Origin of the sequence: Pseudooceanicola marinus, from assembly GCF_020177265.1 — a bacterium.
In the GTDB taxonomy this organism is placed as follows: Bacteria; Pseudomonadota; Alphaproteobacteria; order Rhodobacterales; family Rhodobacteraceae; genus Pseudooceanicola; species Pseudooceanicola marinus_A.
In genome coordinates, this window is sequence record NZ_JAIVMC010000007.1 from 1 (window position 1) to 23,145 (window position 23,145).

Genomic DNA, 23,145 nt, shown 5'->3' on the forward strand with positions numbered 1-23,145 from the left:
GCGACCTCGTTGGGCTGGCCCTGGTGGACGCGGCCGCCGGCGCCGGAGTATTCGCCCTCGGTATTTTCGCGGATGCACAGGATGTCGAAGCCCTCGGCCTTCAGCGGGCCTTCGACGCCCGCCAGCAGGCGGTGCGGGCGGATGTTGGCATACTGGGTGAAGGCCTTGCGGATCGGCAGCAGCAGCCCGTGCAGCGAGACGCTGTCGGGGACGGTGTCGGGCCAACCGACGGCGCCGAGGTAGATGGCATCGAAGGCCGAGAGCGTCTCGATCCCGTCCTCGGGCATCATCGCGCCGGTTTCCAGGTAGTATTCGCAGGACCAGGGGAAGGTCTCCGGCGCAAGGCTGAAGCCGAATTTGTCGCCCGCCGCGCTCAGCACGCGCATCGTCGTCTCGGTCACGTCCACGCCGATCCCGTCCCCGGGGATAAGCGCGATCTTGTGGCTCGTCATGTCCGTCTCCTTCAATTTTTGCCCAGTTTTGGCGCAGTGTCGCGCCGCAGGCGGGGTGGATTGCGATGAAAGCGCCACAGCGGGCGACAGAAGGCACCGTTTCCCCGCGACCCGCCGCAGGATCTGCTGCGCGGAACGGGCAGGGGGACGCGAGCGTTAACCGCGCCCCCCGCGTGCGGCGCTGCCGAATCCTGCCCCGTGTGCTAGGATCGGTCGAACCCCGTTGCACAGGCCCTCGCATGTCCTTCGACCCCCATCTTGCCGAGATCCGCTTCGGCACCGGCCTGTCGCCGCGGCTGGCCCCGGCACAGAGCGCCGCGGCCCTGCTGGCCCGCCTGCGCGGCCCCGACGAGGCGGCGGCGGCCTATCCCATCGAGGGGTGGGCGGGTTTCCAGGCACGGCTGGCCCGGGCGGCGGAGCTGACGGAGGTCCGCAAGGCCGCGCGGAACGACGCGGAAGCGCTGCGCGCGGCGAAGAAGCAGCAGAACCTGCACAACAAGGCCGCGCGCCAGGCCCGCGCCGACTGGGTGGTGTCGATGGCCCTGCGCCGAGCTCATACGCCTGACGGGTTCCGCGAACGTCTGACCGCCTTCTGGGCCGACCATTTCACGGTGCAGGGCAAGTTCGGGATCCCCCGCCGCGGCGTCGCCCCCTTTACCGAAAGCGCGATCCGTCCCCATGTGGCGGGCCGCTTTGCCGACATGCTGATCGCGGCCACCACCGCGCCGATGATGCTGCACTACCTCGACCAGGCCAGTTCCATCGGCCCGAACGCGCCGGAGGTCAAACGCCGCGGCGGGCGTGCCGGGCTGAACGAAAACCTCGCGCGGGAGGTGATGGAGCTGCACACCCTGGGCGCCGGAGGCCCCTACACACAGGACGACGTGCAGCAACTGGCGGAACTGCTCACCGGTCTCAGCTTCACCTTCGAGGAGGGGTTCGTCTTCCGCCCCCGCTTTGCGGAACCGGGGCCCGAGGTGGTGCTGGGCAAGACCTATGGCGGGGCCGAGGTGCCGCATCTGGCCGAGGTGACGGAGGCGCTGGAGGATCTGGCACGCCACCCCGCCACCGCCCGCCACCTGGCGCGCAAGCTGGCGGTACATTTCGTCTCGGACGACCCGCCCGAGGCGCTGATCGCCGACATGGCTGCGCGCTATGCCGAGACCGGTGGGCAACTGGCCGAGGTCTATGCCGTGCTGCTGGATCACCCCGCCGCCTGGACCGCGCCCCTGGGCGGCAACGTGAAGCCGCCGGTGGATTTCATCGGCTCTGTGCTGCGGGCGTTGGACGTGCCGGCGGCGAAGATGCCCCTGGGGGATGAACGCGGGTTCCGCATCGCCCTGGCGGCGCCGATGCAGCAGATGGGCCAGCCCTGGGAGCAGCCCAACGGGCCGGATGGCTGGCCCGAGGCCGACGGCGACTGGATCACCCCGCAACGCTATGCCGCGCGGCTGCAATGGCTGACCTCGGCGCCGCTTCTGCTGCTGGACGAGGTGCCGGACCCGCGCGAGGTGCTGCAATCCGCCCTGGGGCCGCTGGCGCCCGAGGGCCTTCGCTTTGCCGTGGCGGCCGCCCAGACCCGGATCGAGGGCCTGGCGCTGGCCTTCGCCGCCCCCGCGTTTCAGAGGATGTGATGATGGGCAACAGGTTGAACAGACGGGATTTCCTCTGGCGCTCCGCGCTGATCGGCTGTTCGGCGGCGGCCAGCCCGCTGGTCACGCCCATGTCCTTTGCCGCCGCGCCCTGGGAGAACCGGCTGGTGGTGCTGATCCTGCGCGGCGCGCTGGACGGGCTGGATGCCCTGCGCCCGGTGGGCGATCCCGATTTCGCCGCCCTGCGCCCGGATCGCGGGGCGGGGACGGGCGTCGCGCTGGATGGCGCGTGGGAGTTGCACCCGGCGCTGGCGCCCCTGGCGCCGCTCTGGCGGGCGGGGGAGCTGGGCTTCGTCAATGCCACCTCCACCCCCTACCGCGACAAGCGCAGCCATTTCGATGGCCAGGATATCCTGGAGGCGGGCACGACCGGCGTCGGCCAGGCCCGAGACGGCTGGCTGAACCGCATGTTGCAGGCGGTGCCCGGCATCGAGGCGGAGACGACCTACAGCATCGGGCGGGGCGACATGCTTCTGACGACGGGCGCTGCGCCGGTGACGAACTGGTCGCCCGATGCGGCCCTCAGCCTCAGCCCGCAGACCGAGCGGTTGCTGGTGATGGTGACCCACGACGATCCGCTGTTCCGCGATGCCCTGGGAGAGGCGCTGGTGCTGTCGGGGCTGGTGGCGCCCGGTGCGGCAGGCGAGATCCTGCAGATGGCCGAGATGATGGAGATGGCGGAGGGGCGCGCGATGGACGGCGGCGGGACGATGGACCCGGGCGCCACGCAGGACGCGCGCAAGGCCCTGGCGGAGGCGGCGAAGGCAGCGCGCGGCGCCGGTGGCTACGACGCGCTGGCCCGCTTTGCTTCGCAGAAGTTGCGGGCCGAGGCGCGGATCGCCACCTTCTCGATCAACGGCTGGGACACGCACGCGGCGCAGCACCGCACGCTGCAAGGCCCGCTGGAAAGCCTGGCCTCTGTCCTGCTGACGCTGCGGGACGAGTTGGGGCCGGCGGTCTGGGGCAAGACGGCGGTGGTGGCGATGACCGAATTCGGGCGTACCGCGCGGCTGAATGGGACCGGGGGCAGCGATCACGGCACCGCCGGGCTGATGATCTACGCGGGCGGCGCACTGCGGGGGCAGCAGGTGGCTGGCGGCTGGCCCGGTCTGGCGGAGGCCGATCTTTATGCCCGCCGGGACCTTCTGCCGCTGAGTGATGTGCGCGCCCATGCCGCCGGGGTGATGCAGGGCCTCTTCGGGCTGGACCGCGCGGTGCTGGAGGGGCAGGTCTTCCCCGGTCTCGACCTGAGCGGGGCTGCGCGTCTCGTGCTGTGAAGCGCCCCGGGGCGCGTGAATTCGGCGCCGGATCGCTGCCGTGGCCCTTCCCATGCGGCAAGGTTTTTCCTATCGTTTCCCGAAGACTAGCGCGCCACGGGACAGGCGCCGGAAAGGGAGACGGAGAATGCGCCAGGATCGCCCCCTCGGGCCGCCGGCCGAGAACTGGCAGGTGCCGCCCGCGCCGCCGCGCGATCTGGTGCTGGACGGCCAGCGCGTGCGCCTGCGCCCGCTACGCGCCGATGCCCATGCCGGGCTGCTGCACGCGGCCTACGGCGACCAGGACTGGCTGTGGGATTACATGCCCGTGGGCCCCTTCCATTCCGCGCCGCAGTACCACCGCTGGGTGCGCTCGGTCGAAGAGGGGCCGTCGGTCTTCCTGACCATCGAGCATCGGCAGAAGGGGCCGCTTGGCGTGGCGTCCTACCTGAACATCGTGCCGGGAAACGGCTCGATCGAGGTTGGCAACATCACCTTCGCGCCGGCCCTCCAGGGCACCGTGGCGGCCACCGAGGCGATGGTTCTGATGATGAACTGGGCCTTCGAGGCCGGCTATCGCCGCTATGAATGGAAATGCAACGCCCTGAACCTGCCCTCGCGCCGCGCGGCGCAGCGGCTGGGGTTCAGCTATGAAGGCGTCTTCCGCCAGCACATGGTGGTGAAGGGCCGCAACCGCGACACCGCCTGGTTCGCCATCACCGACAGCGACTGGCCGGCGCTGAAGGAGGCCTATGGGGTCTGGTTGTCGCCGTCGAACTTCGACGAGACGGGGCAGCAGCGGGAACGCCTGTCGGACCTCACGCGGCTGGTGCGGGTGACCTCGGACCCGGAGGTCTGAGGCGGTCCTGCGGGCCGCCGCGAGGCGGGCGGCCCGGAGCCCGACGGCTCACATCTTCATGTCGGTCTTGGCCCAGTCCCAGTAAAGCTCGCGCGTGCGCTTGGTGATCGGGCCGATCTCGTAGTGGGTGTCCTCGAACTGCGTGACCGGGGTGACCTTGGCGAAGTTGCCGGACAGGAATACCTCGTCGGCGGCTTCGAAATCGGCATAGGTCAGCACGGCCTCATGCACGGTGATGCCATCGGCGCGCAGGTTCTTGATGTGGCGCGCGCGGGTCAGGCCCGACAGGAAGGTGCCGTTGGCGATCGGGGTGAAGACCTCGCCATCCTTGACCATGAAGATGTTGGCGGTGGCGCTTTCGGCGACATTGCCCAGCTGGTCGGTGACCAGGGCGTTGGTGAAGCCACGCGCGCGCACCTCGGCGATCATCCGGCCGTTGTTGGGGTAGAGGCTGCCGGTCTTGGCGTTGCAGACCGCCACGTCCAGGGTGGGCCGGCGGAAGCGGGTCTTGCCCAGGGTGGCTGCGGAATCCTCTGCCGGCATCTCCATCGCTTCCAGCGCCATGCAGAAGCCGGTGCCGCCGCCGTAGGCCGGTTCCACCACGCTGGCCTCGCCGGTGATGCCCCAGTACATGGGGCGGATGTAGATCGCCTCACCGGGGGCAAACTTGGTCACGCCCTCGCGGACGATCTCGATCATTTGCTCGACCGTGTAGGTCGGCTTGATCAGCATCGCCTCGGCGGAGCGGTTGACCCGTTCCAGGTGCGGGCGCAGGTCGGGCATAAGCCCGTTGACCAGCCGCGCGCCGTCAAAGACCGTCGACCCCAGCCAGGCCCCGTGGTCGCCGGCCTTCATCACGGCGACATCGCCCTGATACCAGCTGCCATCGAAAAAGGTGTGGATTTCGCCTGCCATGTTCGTCTCCTGTGGTCGGTCGGGCCTAGGGATAGACCTTTGACCGGGGGGATGAAAGGGGCAGGCGGACACCAGGCCCCCGGCCCAGGAGGCCGGGGATTTGGTGCTTAAAAAAGGGCTTCTTGAAATGGTCTGCCGAGACTCGGATCGGGGGGGTGATCCTTGCCTTCACCAGCACCTTGCCCCAGCGTTAACTTTTCAATGAAACACTTGAGTGACGTCCGGGACACTTGCGCATGAAAATGCTGCACTCGCAGCATTTCCTGGGGCTGCGGGCGCGGCATTGCATCGAAAATGTGCAACCTATGAGTGTGAAGGGCGCTGTCTGCCCGCCGGAAACCCGCTCAGGAGCGGATCATGCCGACAAGCTCGTAGGTGTCCTTCAGGACCGGCTCGGCGATTTTGCGGGCCTTTTCAGCGCCACGGCCAATGATCCGGTCGATCTCGTCCGGGGTTTCCATCAGCTGCGCCATGCGGGTCGAGATCGGCGCCAGCTTCTCCACCGCCAGCTCGCCCAGGGCGGGCTTGAACTCGGAGAACTGACGGCCGCCGAAATCGCGCAGCACGCTGTCCACGTCGGTGCCTGCCAGGGCGGCGTAGATCGTCACCAGGTTGCGCGCCTCGGCACGGCCTTCCAGGCCCTCGGCCTCGGACGGCAGGGCCTCCGGGTCGGTGCGGGCCTTGCGGATCTTGTTGGCGATGGCGTCGGCGTCATCGGTCAGGTTGATGCGCGCCATGTCCGACGGGTCGGATTTCGACATCTTCTTGGTGCCGTCGCGCAGGGACATGACGCGGGTCGCCGTGCCCTCGATCACCGGCTCGGTCAGCGGGAAGAATTCCTGCCCGTAGTCGTGGTTGAACTTCGCCGCGATGTCGCGGGTCAGTTCCACGTGCTGCTTTTGATCCTCGCCCACGGGGACGTGGGTGGCGTGGTAGATCAGGATATCGGCGGCCATCAGCGCCGGATAGGCGAAGAGGCCGAGCGAGGCGTTCTGGCTGTTCTTGCCCGCCTTGTCCTTCCACTGGGTCATCCGCTGCATCCAGCCCATGCGGGCGACGCAGTTGAAGATCCAGGCCAGCTGCGCGTGTTCGGGCACCTGGGACTGGTTGAACAGGATCGACTTCTCGGGGTCGAGGCCGGAGGCGATATAGGCGGCGGCCAGTTCGCGGGTCTGGCGGCGCAGCGCCGCCGGGTCCTGCCAGACGGTGATCGCATGCAGGTCGACCATGCAGAAGATGGTCTCGAACCCTTCCTTCAGGCCGCGGTCCTGCCAGTCCACGAAACGGCGCATGGCGCCCAGGTAGTTGCCGAGGGTCAGCCCGCCGGAGGGCTGGATCCCGGAAAACACCCGATCCTGGAATTTCGTGGTCTGGGTCTCGGTCGCGTCGGACATCATCCGCACTCCTGTCAGCGGCGTCTGGAAAAATCGTCTGAGCTGGCTTACCCATGCCCCAATGGGGCGTCAACAGCAGGCAGCCCCGGGCAAGAGCAGCAAAGGACGCCCCCATGTACGACGACCGCCGCCCGGACGACAGCCCGGTCAATCCCGTTTCGCCGGTGATCGTGGTGATCTTCATCGCCATCATCGGGATCGAGGGGATCTTCTCGCTGGGCAACGTGGGGCTGATCGGCGGGCCGCAGTCCATTGGCTGGCGCCTGGGCGCGCTGCAGGACTACGCCTTCTCGCCGGCCTTCCTGGACTACATGCTGGCCACGGGGGACGCCGCGCCGCAGCTCTTGATGCGCTTCGTCACCTATCCCTTCATCCACGGGTCGTTTCAGTCGGCGCTGATCGCCGGGGTGATGTTCCTGGCCCTGGGCAAGTTCGTGGGCGAGGCGATGAAACCCCTCGGTCTGGCAATCCTGTTCCTGGCGACCGTCATCGGTGGCGCCCTGGTCTTCGGCCTGGTGGCCCCCGATACCGAGCCGCTCTTTGGGGCCTTCCCGGCCGCCTACGGGATGATCGGCGCCTACAGCTACATGCTGGCGATCTACTACCGGGCAGTCGGGCAGAACCAGGTCATGGCCTTCCGGCTGATCGGGATCCTGATGGGGATCCAGCTGCTGTTCGGGTTGTTTTTCGAGACCGGCATGGCCTGGGTGGCCGACATCGCGGCGTTTATCCTGGGCTTTGCCCTGGCGCCGGTCCTGCTGCCCGGCGGCTTTGCCCGTCTGCGGGCCAAGTTGCGCCACCGCTGAGCGGCGTCAGAACATCTCCGGCGGCAGCACGGGCAGGAACCGGGCGAGGCGGCGGTTGCGCCGTTCGGGCCAGGGCAGGATATGGGCGCTGCGCGCCTCCGGATCGCGCCCGGCCTCTGCATGAGCCAGCGCGGTCCAGTCATCGGCGCAGTGGGGATCTATGTCCTTCATGTGATCCTGCAGCCAGCTTTTCATCAGCCGCTTGCGCAGGGCCCGGATACTGGCGGTGTCGTGGAATTGCAGCGACGCCTCGGTGTCCCATCGCATCGACCGCCCGTTGAGGTTGGCGGAGCCCAGGATCGCCAGCTTGTCATCCACCAGCGTGACCTTGGAATGCAGGTAGATCACCCCGGCGCCGTAGAGCGGTTTCGGGGTGTGGCGCGGCGCCGGGCGGGGCTGGGCCGGAGCGACGACCGCCAGCCGGTCGCCGAAGGCACGGCGGACGTGGTTCAGGCAGCGCAGTTGCAGGGCCAGTTCATGCCGGGCGTCGATGCTGGTGTCGCCGTTGAAGATCACCCGTTCGGGTTCGGTCGGCAGCACCAGGATGCAGTTCAGCCGCGGGGCCCGTTCGGCGGCGCGGGCCAGGGCGCGGGCCAGGGGCATGTGGCGAAAGAACTGGCTTTCCAGATAGATCAGCTTCTCGGCACTGTCGAAGGCCGCGAGATGGGCCTCTTCGTGTTCGGTGATCGCCGGTTTCGGGCCAAGGCGCAGCGGGCCGCGCCGGGGCTGCGACTGGGTGCGCAACAGGCGCGGGCCCATGGCGCTCATGTGCTTGTCGGGCAGAGGCGCGGTGCTTTCGACCGGGCTTGCCTCGGCGGCAAAGCTGGCGGCGCCGGCCTTCTGCGCGCGGCTCCAGCAATCGGCGAAGTGTCGGCGAATGTCGCCGGCCACGGCCCCGCTGACCCGCAGCGACACGTCATGCCAGGTGTCCTCGGCGCGCTGTTCATGGCTCTCGTCGTCCCAGCGGCGTTCGTCCACGTCCAGCCCGCCGATGATCGCCTGCCGACCGTCCGCCACCGCCAGTTTCTGGTGCAGCGAGGCCGGGCGCAGGGTGACGTCGCCCGATAGCGCACGCAGTTGCAGCGGGGTCAGGCGTTCCGGGTTGCGCTGGCGCAGATCCTCCACCGAGGCCCTTACGCGGCTGCCGAAGATGCGTTTCCAAACCGGCGCGGCGCTGGCCTGGTGCTGGGCCACCAGCACCTCGGCACCGTGGAATTCGGCCGTATCTTCCGCCTGGGTGTGGCTTAACAGCCCGGCGGCGAACCCCGCGCCGGCGTCCCAGGCATCGCGGTGCAGGTCGGGGGTGAAGACCGGGTCGAAATCGGCGATCAGCAGCCGCATCTTCACGCCTCGCGCGGCGACGTGAGCCACCAGGTCGGCCCAGGTCTTCAATTCCAGTGCCTCGGCCTCTGCGCTGTGCAGGCGCGTGCGCGGATCAAAGATGCGGAACGACATCAGGACCTCGCTCTTGGCCTGCAGGCAGAGGGTTTCCAGCGCGGGAAACATCTCGGCTGCGGTGACGAGCGGGATCAGATCCTTCTGATGGCGGGTATCTTTGGGCATGGGCTCCTGGGGGGCTGGCGGCGTTCCGGACTCAACGCCGCCCGAAGCCCGAGGGTTTCAGCCTGATTTGCGGCGTTTCACCGCGCCGGTGAAATCCGACAGCCGGAAGGCGCCGATCAGCGGTCCGGCGCCGAAGTAGACGGCGCAGCCGATGGCGATCAGCAGGGCCAGGGCGGGGTAGCGGATGTAGTCCGCCGACAGCCAGGGCGCGAGCAGCAGTTTCGCCGGCCAGAGCGCCGCGCCCATGATCAGCGAAGCCAGGAAGATGCGCGGCGCGCGGCGGCGGAACCGGTCGTCGAAGCGGGCGACCTCTCCCATGCGGCCAGTGCCGGCGACCAGCGCCGCCAGCATCACCCAGCCCGCCAGCGTGGTCGCCAGGGCACAGGCGATCCAGCCGATCACCGGCGCCAGTCCGATGGCCACGGCCGCGTTGGCGACCATCGCCAGCAGGGCATAGTTGAAGGGCCGCCGCGTATCCTCGCGCGCGAAGTAGAGCGGTTGAAGGACCTTCTGCAGCACGAAGGCGGGCAGGCCCGCACCGTAGACCGCCACGGCCAGGGCGATGGCCGCGCTGTCCTCAGGCCGCGCGGCGCCGCGCTCGAACAGGACCGACACGATGGGCAGGGGGATCACCACCAGCGCCACCGCGCAGGGCAGGGTCAGCGCCAGCGCCAGCTCGCCTGCGCGGCTCAGCGCGTTGCGCGAGCCTGCGGCATCCTCGGCCTTCAGGCGGCGCGACAGGTCGGGCAGCAGGACGATGCCGATGGCGATGCCCACCACGCCGAGGGGCAGCTGGTATAGACGATCGGCGGTGAAGAGCCAGCCGACGGCCCGGTCGAAGTAGGAGGCCACCTGCTGACCCACCAGCAGGTTCACCTGCACCACGCCGCCGGCGAGGGCGGCGGGAATGGCGATGCGGACCAGCCGTTTCAGGTCCGGCGTCAGCCGGGGACGGGCGGGGCGGACATGGAAGCCAGCCCGCGCCGCGGCGATCCACAGCAGTGCCAGCTGCGCCACGCCCGCGACCGGGATCGCCCAGACCAGCGCATAGCCCAGTTCCAGCCCCAGGGGCTCGGCCAGCAGGGCAGTGCTGACGAACAGCACGTTCAGCAGCACCGGCGCGGCGGCTGCCGCGGCAAAGCGCCCGGCGGCGTTCAGCACCCCCGAGAGCAGGGCTGCCAGTGAGATGAAGAGAATATAAGGGAAGGCGATGCGCCCGAAGGCGACGGCCAGCGGATATTGTTCATCGCCGGCAAAGCCCGAGGCAAGGCCGAGGATCAGCCAGGGCATGGCCACCTGTGCCAGCACCGTCAGCGCGATCAGCAGCGTGGCGAGGCCCGCGAAGGCCTCGTTCATGAACCTCTGCGGGCTGTCGTCGGCCTCCAGCTTCTTCGAGAAGATGGGCACGAAGGCCATGTTGAACGCCCCTTCGGCAAAGAAGCGGCGGAACATGTTGGGCAGACGAAAGGCCACGACAAAGGCCTCGTAGACCGGGCCGGTGCCCAGCACGGCCAGGATGATGATGTCGCGGGTCAGGCCCAGCACGCGGCTGAGCATGGTCCACAGTCCCACGGTGAAGATGCCGGAGACCAGGCGGATGGGATTCACGCGCGCGCCCTTTCCTGACCGGCGGCAATCGCCTCACGCAGCTTTGCCTCCAGCGCCTTCTGTTTCGAGGCGGAGAAGAGTTTCAGCCCGAACATGTCCTTCACGTAGAAGGTATCCACGACCTGTTCGCCGTAGGTGGCGATCACGGCCGAGGAGATCTGCACGTTGGCCGTCGCCAGCGTCCGCGTCAGGTCATAGAGCAGCCCGGCACGGTCGCGGGTATCGACCTCGATGATCGTGTAGATCTCGGACCCCTCGTTGTCGAAGGCGACAGAGGTGGCGACCTTGAAGGCACGCTCGCGTTTCTTGATCCGGTCGCGGTCCACCATCGCCTCGCGGGCGACCAGTTCGCCGCGCAGGATCTTGTGGATCATCTGCGTCAGCCGGGGTAGGCGCGAGGCCTCGTAGGGGCTGCCCTCGGCATCCTGCACCCAGAAGGCGGCGGTGGCATAGCCGTCGACCGTCGTGTAGGTGCGCGCGTCCACCACATTGGCGCCGACCAGGGCCAGTGCGCCGGACAGCCGGGCGAAGATGCCCGGGTGATCGGCCATGGCGAAAAGCGCGCGCGTCGCGTCCCGGTCCTCGTCCGCGTGCAGGTCGATGCGGATTTCGTCTACCGGCAGATCGCGCAGCATCTCGGCAAAGGCGGCCTGGGTCGCGGTCTGCAACCCCTGCCAGTAGGGCGGGTAATGGCGCGCGAGCTCGCGGTCGACGTCGTCCTGGCTCCAGCCGTCCAGTTTCTCCACCAGCATCCGCTGGGCTTCCTGGCCACGGTGGGTGCGGTTGAGTTCCTCCAGCCCGGTTTCCAGGGCGCGCCGGGTCTGGTGGTAGAGGGTGCGCAGCAGCTGCGCCTTCCAGTTGTTCCAGGTGCCGGGACCCACCCCACGGATATCGCAGACGGTCAGCACCGTCAGCAGGTCCAGCCGGTCGCGAGAGCGCACGGCCTTGGCGAAGTCGCGCACCGTGCGCGGGTCGGCCAGGTCGCGTTTCTGCGCCATGTCCGACATCAGAAGGTGATAGCGCACCAGCCATTCCACCGTGTCGCATTCCTCGGGCGTCAGCCCGAGGCGCGGGGCGACCTTGCGGGCGATCTTGGCGCCCAGCACCGCGTGATCCTCCTCGCGGCCCTTGCCGATGTCATGCAGCAGTAGCGCCACGTAAAGGACGCGGCGGTTCACCCCTTCCGCCAGGATGGTGGAGGCGACGGGCAGCTCCTCCTCCAGGTCGCCGTGTTCGATCAGGGCCAGGTGGCGGATGCATTGGATGGTGTGTTCGTCCACCGTGTAGTGGTGGTACATGTTGAACTGCATCATCGCGACGATCTGGCCGAACTCGGGCAGGAAGGTGCCCAGCAGGCCCAGCTCGTTCATCCGGCGCAGGGCGCGTTCGGGGTTGCCGTGCTTCAGCAGCGTCCCGAGGAAGATCTTCGCCGCCTCCGGATCCTCGCGCATCTGGTCGTCGATCCTGTCGAGGTTGGCGTGCACCATCCGCATCGCATCGGCGTGCAGCAGCATCCCCGTGCGCAGCCCCTCGTCGAAGAGGCGCAGCAGGTTCAGCTTGTCCTGCAGGAAATGCGCCTCGTCCTTCACCGCCAGGCGGCCGTGCACCACCTCGTAGTCCGAGCCGATCTTGGGCTTGCGGCGGAACACCCGTTCCAGCATCGCGTCGCCCTTGACGTTCTCGGCCTCCAGCTGGGTCAGGAAGATGCGGGTCAACTCGCCGACCGAGTTGGCGTGGCGGAAGTAGGCCTGCATGAAATGCTCGACCCCGCGGCGCCCGCCCTTGTCCTTGTATCCCATGCGCTCGGCCACCTGGACCTGCATGTCGAAGGTCAGCTGGTCCTGCGGCCGCCCGGCCAGCAGGTGCAGGTGACAGCGCACCGCCCAGAGGAAATCCTCGGCCTTCTGGAAGGTGGCATATTCGTCGCGGGTGAAGACGCCCAGGCGGACCAGCTCGGCCACCGACTGCACCCCATGGACGTATTTGCCGATCCAGTAGAGGGATTGCAGATCGCGCAGCCCGCCCTTGCCCTCTTTCACGTTGGGTTCGACGACGTAACGCTGGCCGCCCTGTTTCTGGTGGCGGTTGTACCGCTCCTCCAGCTTGGCCTCGATGAAGTCCTTCTCGGTGCCCTTGAAGAGGTCCGACCACAGCTTGTCGTTCAGCTGATCCACCAGGGGCGCGTCCCCCGCGAGGAACCGGGTTTCCATCAGCGAGGTGCGGATGGTGTAGTCCTCGCCGCCCAGCTTCAGGCATTCGCGGATCGTGCGGCTGGCGTGGCCGACCTTCAGGTGCAGGTCCCACATGACATAAAGCATCGCCTCGATCAGCGCCTCCAGCGCGGGGGTGATGCGGGACTTTGTCAGGAACAGCAGATCGACGTCGGAGAAGGGGGCCATCTCGCCCCGGCCATAGCCGCCGACGGCGCAGATGGCGAAATCGCCCAGGGCCTCGCGTTGGTCCTCGGCCAGGCTGGCGCGGCCCTGCTCCAGCACCTCGCGGATGATGCAATCGGTGACGAAGGTATAGGCGCGGGTGGTCTTGCGGGCGGCGAAGGGATCGGCGGTGAAGGCCTGGGCGATCCGCTCCATCCCCTCGGTCCGGGCGCTGTTCAGGCGCGCGACCACCGCGGCGCGGGCCTTGGCCGGATCGGCCTCCTCGCGACGGATGGCCTCCAGCTCGCGCCCCAGGGCGGCAGGGTCCAGAATGTCTTCAGCCGGACGAATGAGATCGTCCGGCAGCGAAAGCGATTTGTCCATGTGGCGTCCGTTCCGGAAGCAGAAGGTCCGCCCCCGGCACAGCCAGGCCGGCGGCGGACGGTATGGGGCCCAGGTGGCGGATCAGAAGCCGCCGCCGGAGAAGCTGCGCGGGGCGGGATCGACCACCACGACCTGACGGTCCTGGATCGTCGCCACGGCCAGGCCGCGTTCATTGGTGCCGTCGGGCAGCAGGCGGAAGACGCCGCCGACCCCCTGGAAGCCGGAGCCCTGCGTCAGGCCCGACACCGACAGCGCGTCGGACCGGCCCTGGCGGACCAGGGCGCCGATGGCCGCGACGCCGTCGAAGGCCAGACCCCCGATGGGATGCGGCGAGGCGCCGTAGGCGGCGGTGTAGCGGGCGTTGAACTGCGCGGTCAGGCCGGGATCGGGCAGGGCGAACCAGCCGCCCTGGACGCCCGGCAGGTCCAGCGTCTGGGGCGGGATGTCCCAGCGGGTCAGGCCGATGTACTGCACCTTGTCCGGGCCCAGGCCGTTTTCCGGCAGCATCTGGGTGAAGAGCGGCAGCGCACCGGCGGTATTGGCGGTCAGGAAGATCGCATCGGCGTTGCCGGCGTCCCGCCCGGCGGCGTCCCGGACCTGCGGCACGGCGTCCAGCACGCCGGTCTGCGAGAACTCGTAGGGCACCGAAGCCACGACCGAAGCACCGTTGCGCGCCGCCGCGGTCTGCACGGCGCTGGCGCCGGCACGACCCTCGGGCGTCTGGCCGGAGACCAGCACGATGCGCGACTTGCCCTGGTTCACCGCGTAGCGGGTCAGCCGGTCGGCGGTGTTCTGGAACGTCGGGCCCAGGACAAAGACATTGCCGCCCGCGATCTCGGGGTTGTTGGAGAAGGCCAGCACGTTGACCCCGCGCGACGCGGCGACGCGCCCGGCGGCGTTGGCATTGGCGGCATAGACCGGGCCGAGGATGATCTTGGCGCCGTCGCTGATCGCCTGGCCGGTGACCGAGGCGGTGACGTCGGCGCTGCCTTGGGTGTCATAGACGCGCAGGTCGATCTGCACGCCGTTCAGCTCCGACGCGGCCATGCGGGCGGCGTTCTCCAGGCTGGCGGCCAGGATCGCGTCGCCTTCATCGCCGGAGCCGCGCGGCACCAGCAGGGCCACGGGCACGGGGCGATCGGTGTTGATGCTGGGGCCGGAATTGCCGCCCATAGAGACCGGCTGACAGGCCGCGGCGAGGGCTAGGGCCGGCAGGGCCAACACCAGGCTGCGGCGGCCACCGCGCGGAGCGGTCCGTTTCGCCGGGACGGGGGGGGTGTCGGGCCGGGTCTGTCCGGTCAGTGCCTTGCGGGCGGCGCTCAAAAGAGCGAACATGGGGATCTCCTCGGGTCCAGGCGGCCCCAGACCGCCCCTTGGGCGCAGATCTGCGGCGGAAAAGTCGTTCAGCGGAAATAATAAACCTATCGTTCAGAGGGTCCAGTAATGAATGCCGAAAGCGTGAAACTGGCGGCGGGTCTCTACCTGGTGGCCGTGCCGATCGGGACCGCGCGGGACATCACCCTGCGGGCACTGGACATCCTGGCCTCGGCCGATGTGCTGGCCGCCGAAGATACCCGGTCGTTGCGCAAGTTGATGGATATCCACGGCATCCCGCTGGGCAATCGCCCGCTGGTCGCCTACCACGACCACAGCGGCGAGAAGACACGGGCGCGCCTGCTCTCGGCGATCGCGGAGGGCAAGGCGGTCGCCTATGCTTCCGAGGCGGGCACGCCGCTGATCGCCGACCCGGGCTATGACCTGGCGCATGTGGCTCGCGACGAAGGGTTGGCGGTGACCACGGCGCCCGGCGCCTCTGCGGTGATCACCGCGCTGACACTGGCAGGCCTGCCGACCGACCGGTTCCTCTTCGCGGGGTTCCTGCCCTCGGCCCAGGGCGCGCGGCGCAGCACGCTGATGGATCTGCGGGCCACCCGGGCCACGCTCGTCTTCTACGAATCCCCCAATCGCGTGGCGGCCTCCTTGGCCGATGCCGCCGAGGTTTTGGGCCCCGAGCGGCAGGGCGCGCTGTGTCGCGAACTGACCAAGCGGTTCGAGGAGGTGCGGCGCGGCACGCTGGCCGAGCTGGCGGCCAGTTGCGAAACCGATCCGCCGCGGGGTGAGATCGTTTTGCTGATGGATCGCGGAGATTCAGAAACTCTTAGCGAGTCGGACCTAGAAACGACACTGAGTGCCGCGTTGAAGGAACTTTCGGTGCGCGACGCGGCGGACCAGGTGGCGGCGCAGTTCGATCTGCCCCGGCGCAAGGTCTACCAGATGGCGCTGAAGATGGCGAAGGGCTGACAGGACGGCCCGACAGGTGAGAGGGCTGATCATGGCAGAGGTGCTGGAGTTTCGAAATCCGCGGATCGACCGGGGGCATCAGGCCTATCTGCGCGGCCTTTCCGCCGAAGACTGCGCGCTGCGCCACTATCGCGATCGGGGCGTGCGGTTCGAGGCGGCCCGCTGGCGTGGCGCCGGGGCCGAGATCGACCTGGTGCTGCGCGAAGGGGCGCGGCTGGTCTTCGTCGAGGTGAAGGCGGGCAAGACCTTCGATCACGCGGCGCAACGGGTGAACTGGGCGCAGCTGCACCGCATCATGCGCGCGGCGGAGGTCTACGCTGGCCAGCATGGCGGCGCCTTCGTCGAGATGCGCATCGACGTGGCCCTGGTGGACGGGCAGGGCGCCGTCCAGATCCTCGAAAACGTGAGCATGGCCGCCTGACCGGCGGGCACGGCCCCCATTGCAGACCGGGCCGGGATGGGCCATCACCGTCCGGGTGATATCCAGCGGAGGCCCGAAAGATGAAGATCGCGTTCCAGATGGACCCTGTCGGGGCCGTCGACATTGCTGCCGACAGCACCTTCCGCCTGGCCGAGGAGGCGCAGGCCCGGGGGCACGAGCTGTTCTACTACACCCCCGAACATCTCTCCTTCCAGGAAGGTCGTGTCATGGCACGCGGTCAGGCGATGACCGTGCAGCGCGTGCAGGGCGATCATGCGCAGCTGGGGCCGGAAGAGGAGGTCGACCTGTCGACCTTCGACGTGGTCTGGCTGCGCCAGGATCCGCCCTTCGACATGTTCTACATCACGACGACCCATCTGCTGCAGCGGATCCATCCGAAGACGCTGGTGGTCAACGATCCCTTCTGGGTGCGCAACTTCCCCGAGAAGCTGTTGGTGCTGGATTTCCCCGGCCTGACGCCGCCCACCACCATCGCCCGCGACCTGGCGACCATTCGCGCCTTCAAGGAACGGCACGGCGATATCATTCTGAAGCCGCTCTACGGCAACGGGGGCGCCGGGGTCTTCCGGCTGACCGCCGACGACCGCAACCTGTCGTCCCTGCATGAGCTGTTCACCGGCTTCTCGCGCGAGCCGCTGATCGTGCAGAAGTACCTGCCTGCGGTCTCCAAGGGCGACAAGCGGGTGATCCTGGTCGACGGCGAACCCGTGGGCGCCATCAACCGCGTGCCGGCCGCCGGCGAGACCCGCTCGAACATGCATGTCGGCGGCCGCCCGGAGAAGGTCAGCCTGACCGAGCGGGACCTGGAGATCTGCGCCGCCATCGGCCCGACCCTGCGCGAGAAGGGCCAGGTCTTCGTCGGCATCGACGTGATCGGTGACTGGCTGACCGAGATCAACGTAACCTCCCCGACCGGCATCCAGGAGCTGGAGCGGTTCGACGGCACCAATATCGCCGGCAAGATCTGGGAGGCGATCGAGGCGAAGCGCGCCTGATCGCAAGGGGCGGGCCGTTTGGCCCGCCACGCGCCCCGAACGCCTGCCACGCGGCACCGGCCTTTCCCTGACGTGACCGACCATGGCGGAGACCGACCAGCGTCGGCGGGTCAGCCCGCCATCCCCGGCACCCGGTAGGCCAGCGCCTCCGCCAGGTGGGGACGGCGCACGGCCTCCGCGCCGTCCAGGTCCGCGATGCTGCGCGCCACGCGCAGAACCCGGTGATATCCCCGTGCCGACAGGCCAAACCGTTCGGCCGCGCGCATCAACAGCTCGCGTCCTTCGGCATCCGGCGCGGCCACCTCGTCCAGCATCTCACCTGACAGATCGGCGTTCAGGGCAATGCCCGTCGCCCCGTCGTACCGCCTGGCCTGCAGACGCCGGGCGGTCAGCACCCGGTCCCGGATCGTGGCCGAACTTTCGCCGGTCGCCGGCAGATCCAGTTGGCGATAGTCCACCGCCGGCACCTCAAGCCGCAGATCGAACCGGTCCATCAGGGGGCCGGAAATCTTGCCCAGGTATTTCTCCGAACATTTCGGCGCCTTGGAACAGGCGCGGCCCGCGTCGTGCAGGTAGCCGCAGCGACAGGGATTGGCCGCCGCGATCAGCAGGAAGCGGCAGGGGTAGCGCACATGGGCATTGGCGCGCGACACGGTGACCTCGCCCGTCTCCATCGGCTGGCGCAGGGTGTCGAGAACGGCGGGCGCAAACTCCGGCATCTCGTCGAGGAACAGCACCCCGTTGTGCGCTAGGCTGATCTCGCCCGGCTGGGCGCCGCGCCCGCCGCCGACGATCGCGGCGGTGGAGGCGGTGTGATGGGGCTCCATGAAAGGCGGCGAGCAGCTGAGCCCGCCGCCGTCCAAGAGCCCGGCCAGCGAATGGATGATCGAGGTTTCCAGCGCCTCGCGCGGGGCGAGGTCCGGTAGGAGGCCCGGCATCCTCTTGGCCAGCATGGATTTTCCTGCACCGGGCGGGCCGAGAAGCAGAATGTGGTGGCGGCCTGCGGCGGCAATCTCCAGCGCGCGCTTGGCCTTTTCCTGACCGCGCACGTCGCGCAGGTCGGGCGGCGCGAGGCCGCGCGTCACGGTGCCGGCCTCGGCCTGGGGCAGGGGGGCCTGTCCCGTCAGATGGCGCACCAGGTCGCCCAGGGTGCCGGCGCCGATGACGCGCGTGGCCTCGCTCCAGGCCGCTTCGGCGGCGGAATCGGCGGCGCAGAGCAGCCCGCGCCCCTCGTCCGCCGCGCAGATGGCTGCGGGAAGGGCGCCGGCCACCGGGATCAGCTTGCCGTCCAGCGACAACTCCCCGAGGGCCGCGTGTTCCTCCGCCGCCTCGGGGGGCACCACCTTCAGCGCGGCGAGGATAGCCAGCGCAATGGGCAGGTCGTAGTGGCTGCCCGCCTTGGGCATGTCGGCGGGCGACAGGTTGATGGTGATCCGTTGCGAGGGCAGGGCGATACGCATGGTCGCCAGGGCCGCGCGCACCCGTTCGCGGGCCTCCGACACCGCCTTGTCGGGCAGGCCGACGATGGAGAAGCCGGGGACCCCGGGCGATAGCGCACATTGCACCTCGACCGGGGCTGCCTCGGCGCCGTGGAAGGCGACGGTATAGGTCCTGAGCATCCTGCGATCCCCCGCTTTGGCCGGATGGCCGAAACCATGGTTAACGGGGCAAGTCTTAGGACTTGGTTAACGCCTTCCGGGCGCGGCCGTGGCTGTCAGCCCAAAAGGGCGGCCACCTCCGGCCAGGCCAGGGCATCGTTGACGGCCTTGTCCCGGCAGGTTGGGTTGCAGAACCCCAGGATGCGGCCGTCGATCTCCGCCAGATCGGTGATGGCGCGACCGGAGAAGGGACAGGTGGCATTGACGGGCGTGCCTGCCTCGACCGCACGGGCCGGCAGGGGGGCGGGTCCGGGCCAGGCGCCGCGCGGCAGGTCCGAGGGGTAGGGATCGCGCTCGAATACCTCGGTCAGGGCCAGGGCGCGCCAGCGGCGGAGCGACGGCTGCGCCAGCATGGCGGCGGTATAGGCCGCCAGCCGGTCGGAGACGGGCAGGCCGTAGCCCGCGATGCGCAGGGCCACCGGCGCGTAGAAGGCATCGGCCAGGGTCCAGTCGCCGAAGATCCAGGGGCCTTCGGTGCTGCGCTGCGTCTCGGCATGGGCAAAGAGCTGATCCAGCCGCGCCAGATCGGCGGCGACCGCATCACTGACCTCGAACCCCTCGTACTGCCCCAGAAGTTGCATCGGGCAGGCCCCGCGCAGGGCGGTGAAGCCTGCGTGCATCTCGGCCACCAGCCAGCGCGCGGCGGTGTGGGCGGCGGGCGCCGCGGGCCAGAGCCCGGCGTCGGGATGGGCCTCGGCCAGATGTTCGGCCATCGCCAGCGTCTCGCCCAGCACATGGCCCTCGGGCGTGCGCATCACCGGCAACAGACGCGCCGGCGCCAGGTCGTTCTCGGCCAGCTGCTGTGCCATGTTGCCACCATAGAGGTCGACCATGCGGGTCTTGACCGGCAGGTCGAAAGGCTCGAACATCAGCCAGCCGCGCAGCGACCAGCTGGAATAGGTGCGCGCACCGATAAAAAGCTCATAGGGCATGGGGTTCTCCGCTGTTGTGCGGATAGCCTAGCGTCGCATTGACATCACGAAAAATGATATTTTGAGTGGGAATACATCACGGACTGTGATTTATCTTCGCGATCTGCGCGCCATCGGGCCGACCGCCGGGGCCGTAGTCGATATGGGTCACAGACAGCGGTTCGACCCGATGGCGCAGCACGTCGCGCGGGGCCTCGCCGCCGTGACGGGCGACCTGGCCCAGGATCACGGCGAAATGGCAGACCACGATCAGGTCGCCGCCCTCCAGCATCAATGCGTCCAGAGCGGCGGAGGCCCGGGCGGCCATGGCGTTCCAGCTTTCGCCGCCGGGCGGCGCCACCTCGCCCGGGTCGGTCCAGTAGGCGCGTGACAGCTCGGGGTCGCGGGCCTCGATCTCCGGGGCGGTCAGCATTTCCCAGTCGCCGAAATGGATCTCCCGCAGGGCGGGGTGGTCGGGCAGGCGCCTGCGGCCTGGCCGGGCCAGGGCATCGGCGGTCGCCCGCGTGCGTGTCAGATCGGAGGAAACCAGCCGAGCCTCGCGGGGCAAGAACTCGGACAGCGCGGCAATCCGCCGATGGTCGCTGAGGTCGGCGGGCAGGTCGGACCAGCCCACCATGCACTTCGCATGGGTGGGGCCATGGCGGACGAGGAACAGCCGGCTCATGGCAGCTGCCCCTTCAGGACGTTGGGCAGACCGGCCACCACCTGCACCACGCAATCGGCCTCGCGGGCCAGCGCGATGTTCAGCCGTCCCTGCGCCTCGCGGAAGCGGCGGGTCAGTGCGTCGGCGGGCACGATGCCCTGGCCCAGCTCGTTGGTGACCGTGACGACCGATGCCGGGCAGGCGGCCAGCGCGGCCAGCAGTTCGGCCTGGGCCTTGCCCAGGTCGGCCCCGGAAAAGAGCTGATTGCTCAACCACATGGTCGCGCAATCGAAGAGAACGGGGACCTGTGCCGCCGCCAGCGCCGGGGCCGGGTCCAGCGGTGCCTCGACCACTTGCCAGCCCGCGCCGCGCCGCGCGGCATGGGCCGCGATTTTCGCCTCCATCTCCGCATCTTGGGCCTCGGCGCTGGCGAGATAGAGCCGCTCGGGCCCAAGGCCGCAGACCAGCGCCTCGGCAAATTCCGACTTCCCGGAGGCTGCGCCGCCGATCACAAGGATCCGTCGTGCCGACATTTTTCTGCCTCCGTTTTGGAACCGAAAGGGGGTTCCGCGCGTATAGCTTGCGAAAGAGCCGAGTCAAAGAGGCGGCCAAAGGGCGCGCACCGCGCATCCCGCCAAACCGACAGAGGGGACTGAACGTGCAGACCGAAACGATGACGATGCCGCTTTCGCGGGTGGCGATGAAGGCGGAACTTCTGGACGCCGAAACCGAGCTGGAACTGGCCTACGCCTGGCGCGACAAGCGCGACACCGCAGCCCTTCACCGACTGGTAACCGCCTACATGCGACTGGCCATTTCGATGGCCTCCAAGTACCGCCGCTACGGCGCCCCGATGAATGACCTGATCCAGGAAGCGGGGCTGGGCCTGATGAAGGCGGCAGACAAGTTCGACCCCGATCGCGGCGTGCGCTTTTCCACCTACGCGGTCTGGTGGATCAAGGCGTCGATCCAGGACTACGTAATGCGCAACTGGTCCATGGTCCGCACCGGCTCCACCTCCTCCCAGAAATCGTTGTTCTTCAACATGCGCCGCGTCCAGGCCCGGCTGGAACGTGAAGCCCTAGCGCGTGGCGAGGAAATCGACATGCACCAGCTGCGCCAGTTGATCGCGACCGAGGTCGGTGTGCCGCTGCGCGATGTCGAGATGATGGAAGGTCGCCTGTCGGGATCCGACTTTTCGCTGAATGCGACCCAAAGCGCCGATGAGGAAGGGCGCGAATGGATCGATACCATCGAGGATGACGGCGCCGGCGCCGAGGACCTGGTGGCCGAAAGCCATGACCTGTCGGCCCTGCGCCGCTGGCTGGCCGGCGCCATGTCGAAACTGAACGACCGCGAGCGTCACATCGTCGCCGAGCGCAAGCTGCGCGATACCCCCCGCACGCTGGAAAGCCTGGGCCAGGAGCTGGGCCTGTCGAAGGAACGCGTGCGCCAGCTGGAGGCCGCGGCCTTCACCAAGATGCGCAAGAGCCTGGAAGGCGCGTCGAGCGAGGCGCAGGCCCTGCTGCACTGAGCCGCGCGGGCCTCGCGGGCCAGGACAGAACCGACATTTCAGAGGCGGGCGTTTCCGGGTGGGGCGCCCGCCTTCGCTTGTACCTGCCGGGGTGCCGTTCTACTCTGCCCGGCGACAGCCGCGTGGCGGCGAGAAAGCGGGGGCCACCATGCTGGCAGGCAAGAGAATTCTTCTGATCGTCGGCGGTGGCATTGCCGCCTTCAAGATCCCCCAGCTGATCCGCCTGCTGCGCGGGCAGGGCGCCGCTGTCACCCCGGTGGTGACCCGTGCGGCGGGGGAGTTCGTCACCCCCCTGACGCTCGCCGCGCTGGCCGGGGAAAAGGTGCATGAGGCGCTGTTCGACCTGACGTCAGAGGCTGAGATGGGGCATATCGAGCTGTCGCGCTCCGCCGATCTGGTGGTTGTGGCGCCTGCCACCGCCGACCTGATGGCGAAGATGGCGCAGGGGCAGGCCGATGACCTGGCCTCCACCCTGCTTCTGGCCACCGATACGCCCGTCCTGATCGCCCCCGCGATGAACGTGCGCATGTGGGAACATGCCGCCACGCAACGCAACATCGCCACGCTGAAGGGCGACGGCATCACCTTCACCGGCCCAGACGAGGGCGACATGGCCTGTGGCGAATACGGCCCCGGTCGCATGTCCGAACCCGAGGTGATCCTGCAGGCGATCCGCGCCCATTTCACCGCCGGGCCGCTGTCCGGGCGGCGCGTGCTGGTGACCTCCGGCCCGACCCATGAACCCATCGATCCGGTGCGCTACATCGCCAACCGATCATCGGGGGCGCAGGGCTCCGCCATCGCCCGGGCGCTGGCGGATCTGGGCGCCGATGTCACCTTCGTCACCGGCCCCGCCGATGTGCCGCCACCCGAGGGCGTCGACGTGGTGCGCGTCGAAACCGCGCAGCAGATGCTGGAGGCGGTCGAGGCCGCCGGCGCGGTCGAGGCCGCCGTCTTCGCCGCCGCCGTGGCCGACTGGCGCGTCGCCTCCGCCTCCACCTCGAAGATCAAGAAGCAGAGCGGTGCGCCCCTGCCGGTGCTGGAGTTCGCGGAAAACCCCGACATCCTCGCCACCATCTCGCAGAAGACCGAAGGCCGCCCCCGGCTGGTCGTCGGATTTGCCGCCGAGACGGATGACGTGGTGGCCCATGCGACGGCGAAACGGGCGCGCAAGGGCTGTGATTGGATCCTTGCCAATGACGTCAGCCCGGCGACAGGCATCATGGGGGGCACGGAAAACGCGGTGGTGCTGATCTCGGACGCAGGCGCCGAGGACTGGCCGCGCATGGACAAGACCGCGGTGGCCCAAAGGCTCGCCGCGCGCATCGCCGAGGCGCTGAGCGCGTGACCGGCTCTGAAGACTGGGAAAGAACGAC

20 protein-coding genes are annotated in these 23,145 nt (G+C 68.7%); 9 read left to right on the forward strand and 11 right to left on the reverse strand.

The window, feature by feature from the left end; translation table 11 throughout:
- On the reverse strand, positions 1-452 hold a 452-nt coding region (locus LC066_RS12580; protein ID WP_263625092.1), incomplete at its 3' end, for an isocitrate/isopropylmalate family dehydrogenase.
- A gap of 239 nt (positions 453-691) precedes the next feature.
- Between LC066_RS12580 and LC066_RS12585 the strand changes: the two genes are divergently transcribed.
- The 3 genes from LC066_RS12585 (at position 692) to LC066_RS12595 (ending at position 4,219) form a co-directional block, all read left to right on the forward strand.
- A complete protein-coding gene (locus LC066_RS12585) occupies positions 692-2,086 on the forward strand; it encodes a DUF1800 domain-containing protein (protein ID WP_224899506.1) in 1,395 nt (464 codons plus the stop codon).
- A gap of 2 nt (positions 2,087-2,088) precedes the next feature.
- Positions 2,089-3,381, forward strand: coding sequence for a DUF1501 domain-containing protein (locus tag LC066_RS12590; protein WP_318246715.1), 1,293 nt, complete (start codon positions 2,089-2,091; stop codon positions 3,379-3,381).
- Between the two features lie 127 nt (positions 3,382-3,508).
- Positions 3,509-4,219, forward strand: a complete 711-nt coding sequence (locus tag LC066_RS12595; RefSeq protein ID WP_224899512.1) for a GNAT family N-acetyltransferase — start codon at positions 3,509-3,511, stop codon at positions 4,217-4,219.
- Between the two features lie 48 nt (positions 4,220-4,267).
- On the opposite strand, the gene LC066_RS12600 is transcribed toward LC066_RS12595, so the two are convergent.
- On the reverse strand, positions 4,268-5,134 hold the full coding sequence (locus tag LC066_RS12600) for a branched-chain amino acid aminotransferase (RefSeq protein WP_222477670.1): 867 nt from the start codon (positions 5,132-5,134) through the stop codon (positions 4,268-4,270).
- 344 nt (positions 5,135-5,478) lie between these two features.
- Positions 5,479-6,528 carry a tryptophan--tRNA ligase gene (gene trpS / locus LC066_RS12605; RefSeq protein ID WP_224899515.1) on the reverse strand — a complete coding sequence of 350 codons (1,050 nt, stop codon included), beginning with the start codon at positions 6,526-6,528 and terminating at the stop codon, positions 5,479-5,481.
- 113 nt (positions 6,529-6,641) lie between these two features.
- On the opposite strand from trpS, the gene LC066_RS12610 reads away from it, so the two are divergent.
- Entirely contained in the window at positions 6,642-7,334 is a 693-nt protein-coding gene (locus LC066_RS12610) for a rhomboid family intramembrane serine protease (RefSeq protein ID WP_224899518.1), read from the forward strand.
- Positions 7,335-7,340: 6 nt separating this feature from the next.
- Here the strand turns inward: LC066_RS12610 and LC066_RS12615 are convergent, their stop codons facing one another.
- From LC066_RS12615 to LC066_RS12630, 4 genes are all read right to left on the reverse strand, one after another.
- Positions 7,341-8,897, reverse strand: coding sequence for a phospholipase D family protein (locus tag LC066_RS12615; protein WP_224899521.1), 1,557 nt, complete (start codon positions 8,895-8,897; stop codon positions 7,341-7,343).
- A 57-nt stretch (positions 8,898-8,954) separates the two neighbouring features.
- Positions 8,955-10,505 carry a murein biosynthesis integral membrane protein MurJ gene (gene murJ / locus LC066_RS12620; RefSeq protein WP_224899524.1) on the reverse strand — a complete coding sequence of 517 codons (1,551 nt, stop codon included), beginning with the start codon at positions 10,503-10,505 and terminating at the stop codon, positions 8,955-8,957.
- The gene (locus LC066_RS12625) at positions 10,502-13,264 is read right to left on the reverse strand and encodes a [protein-PII] uridylyltransferase (protein ID WP_224899528.1); all 2,763 of its coding nucleotides are present in this window, start codon (positions 13,262-13,264) and stop codon (positions 10,502-10,504) included. The genes murJ and LC066_RS12625 overlap by 4 nt, the downstream gene beginning before the upstream one ends.
- Positions 13,265-13,345: 81 nt before the next feature.
- A complete protein-coding gene (locus tag LC066_RS12630; RefSeq protein WP_224899531.1) occupies positions 13,346-14,599 on the reverse strand; it encodes a penicillin-binding protein activator in 1,254 nt (417 codons plus the stop codon).
- Positions 14,600-14,707: 108 nt separating this feature from the next.
- On the opposite strand from LC066_RS12630, the gene rsmI reads away from it, so the two are divergent.
- The 3 genes from rsmI (at position 14,708) to gshB (ending at position 17,002) form a co-directional block, all read left to right on the forward strand.
- Positions 14,708-15,565 carry a 16S rRNA (cytidine(1402)-2'-O)-methyltransferase gene (gene rsmI / locus LC066_RS12635; RefSeq protein WP_222477685.1) on the forward strand — a complete coding sequence of 286 codons (858 nt, stop codon included), beginning with the start codon at positions 14,708-14,710 and terminating at the stop codon, positions 15,563-15,565.
- A 16-nt stretch (positions 15,566-15,581) separates the two neighbouring features.
- Positions 15,582-15,986, forward strand: a complete 405-nt coding sequence (locus LC066_RS12640; RefSeq protein ID WP_224899534.1) for a YraN family protein — start codon at positions 15,582-15,584, stop codon at positions 15,984-15,986.
- A gap of 80 nt (positions 15,987-16,066) precedes the next feature.
- On the forward strand, positions 16,067-17,002 hold the full coding sequence (gene gshB / locus LC066_RS12645; RefSeq protein WP_224899537.1) for a glutathione synthase: 936 nt from the start codon (positions 16,067-16,069) through the stop codon (positions 17,000-17,002).
- Between the two features lie 110 nt (positions 17,003-17,112).
- Here gshB and LC066_RS12650 read toward each other — a convergent pair whose 3' ends face one another.
- From LC066_RS12650 to LC066_RS12665, 4 genes are all read right to left on the reverse strand, one after another.
- Positions 17,113-18,621 carry a YifB family Mg chelatase-like AAA ATPase gene (locus LC066_RS12650; RefSeq protein WP_224899541.1) on the reverse strand — a complete coding sequence of 503 codons (1,509 nt, stop codon included), beginning with the start codon at positions 18,619-18,621 and terminating at the stop codon, positions 17,113-17,115.
- Between the two features lie 95 nt (positions 18,622-18,716).
- The gene (locus tag LC066_RS12655) at positions 18,717-19,592 is read right to left on the reverse strand and encodes a glutathione S-transferase (protein WP_224899544.1); all 876 of its coding nucleotides are present in this window, start codon (positions 19,590-19,592) and stop codon (positions 18,717-18,719) included.
- Between the two features lie 76 nt (positions 19,593-19,668).
- Positions 19,669-20,256 carry a histidine phosphatase family protein gene (locus LC066_RS12660; protein ID WP_224899547.1) on the reverse strand — a complete coding sequence of 196 codons (588 nt, stop codon included), beginning with the start codon at positions 20,254-20,256 and terminating at the stop codon, positions 19,669-19,671.
- A complete protein-coding gene (locus tag LC066_RS12665; RefSeq protein WP_224899550.1) occupies positions 20,253-20,768 on the reverse strand; it encodes a bifunctional adenosylcobinamide kinase/adenosylcobinamide-phosphate guanylyltransferase in 516 nt (171 codons plus the stop codon). Before LC066_RS12665 ends, LC066_RS12660 begins: the two co-directional genes overlap by 4 nt.
- Before the next feature lie 140 nt (positions 20,769-20,908).
- Here LC066_RS12665 and LC066_RS12670 point away from each other — a divergent pair, with 140 nt between their 5' ends.
- Positions 20,909-21,769, forward strand: coding sequence for an RNA polymerase factor sigma-32 (locus LC066_RS12670; RefSeq protein WP_198431865.1), 861 nt, complete (start codon positions 20,909-20,911; stop codon positions 21,767-21,769).
- A 148-nt stretch (positions 21,770-21,917) separates the two neighbouring features.
- Positions 21,918-23,117: a bifunctional phosphopantothenoylcysteine decarboxylase/phosphopantothenate--cysteine ligase CoaBC gene (coaBC, locus tag LC066_RS12675; RefSeq protein WP_224899553.1), complete on the forward strand. Its 1,200-nt coding sequence runs from the start codon at positions 21,918-21,920 to the stop codon at positions 23,115-23,117.
- The last annotated feature ends 28 nt before the right edge of the window (positions 23,118-23,145 follow it).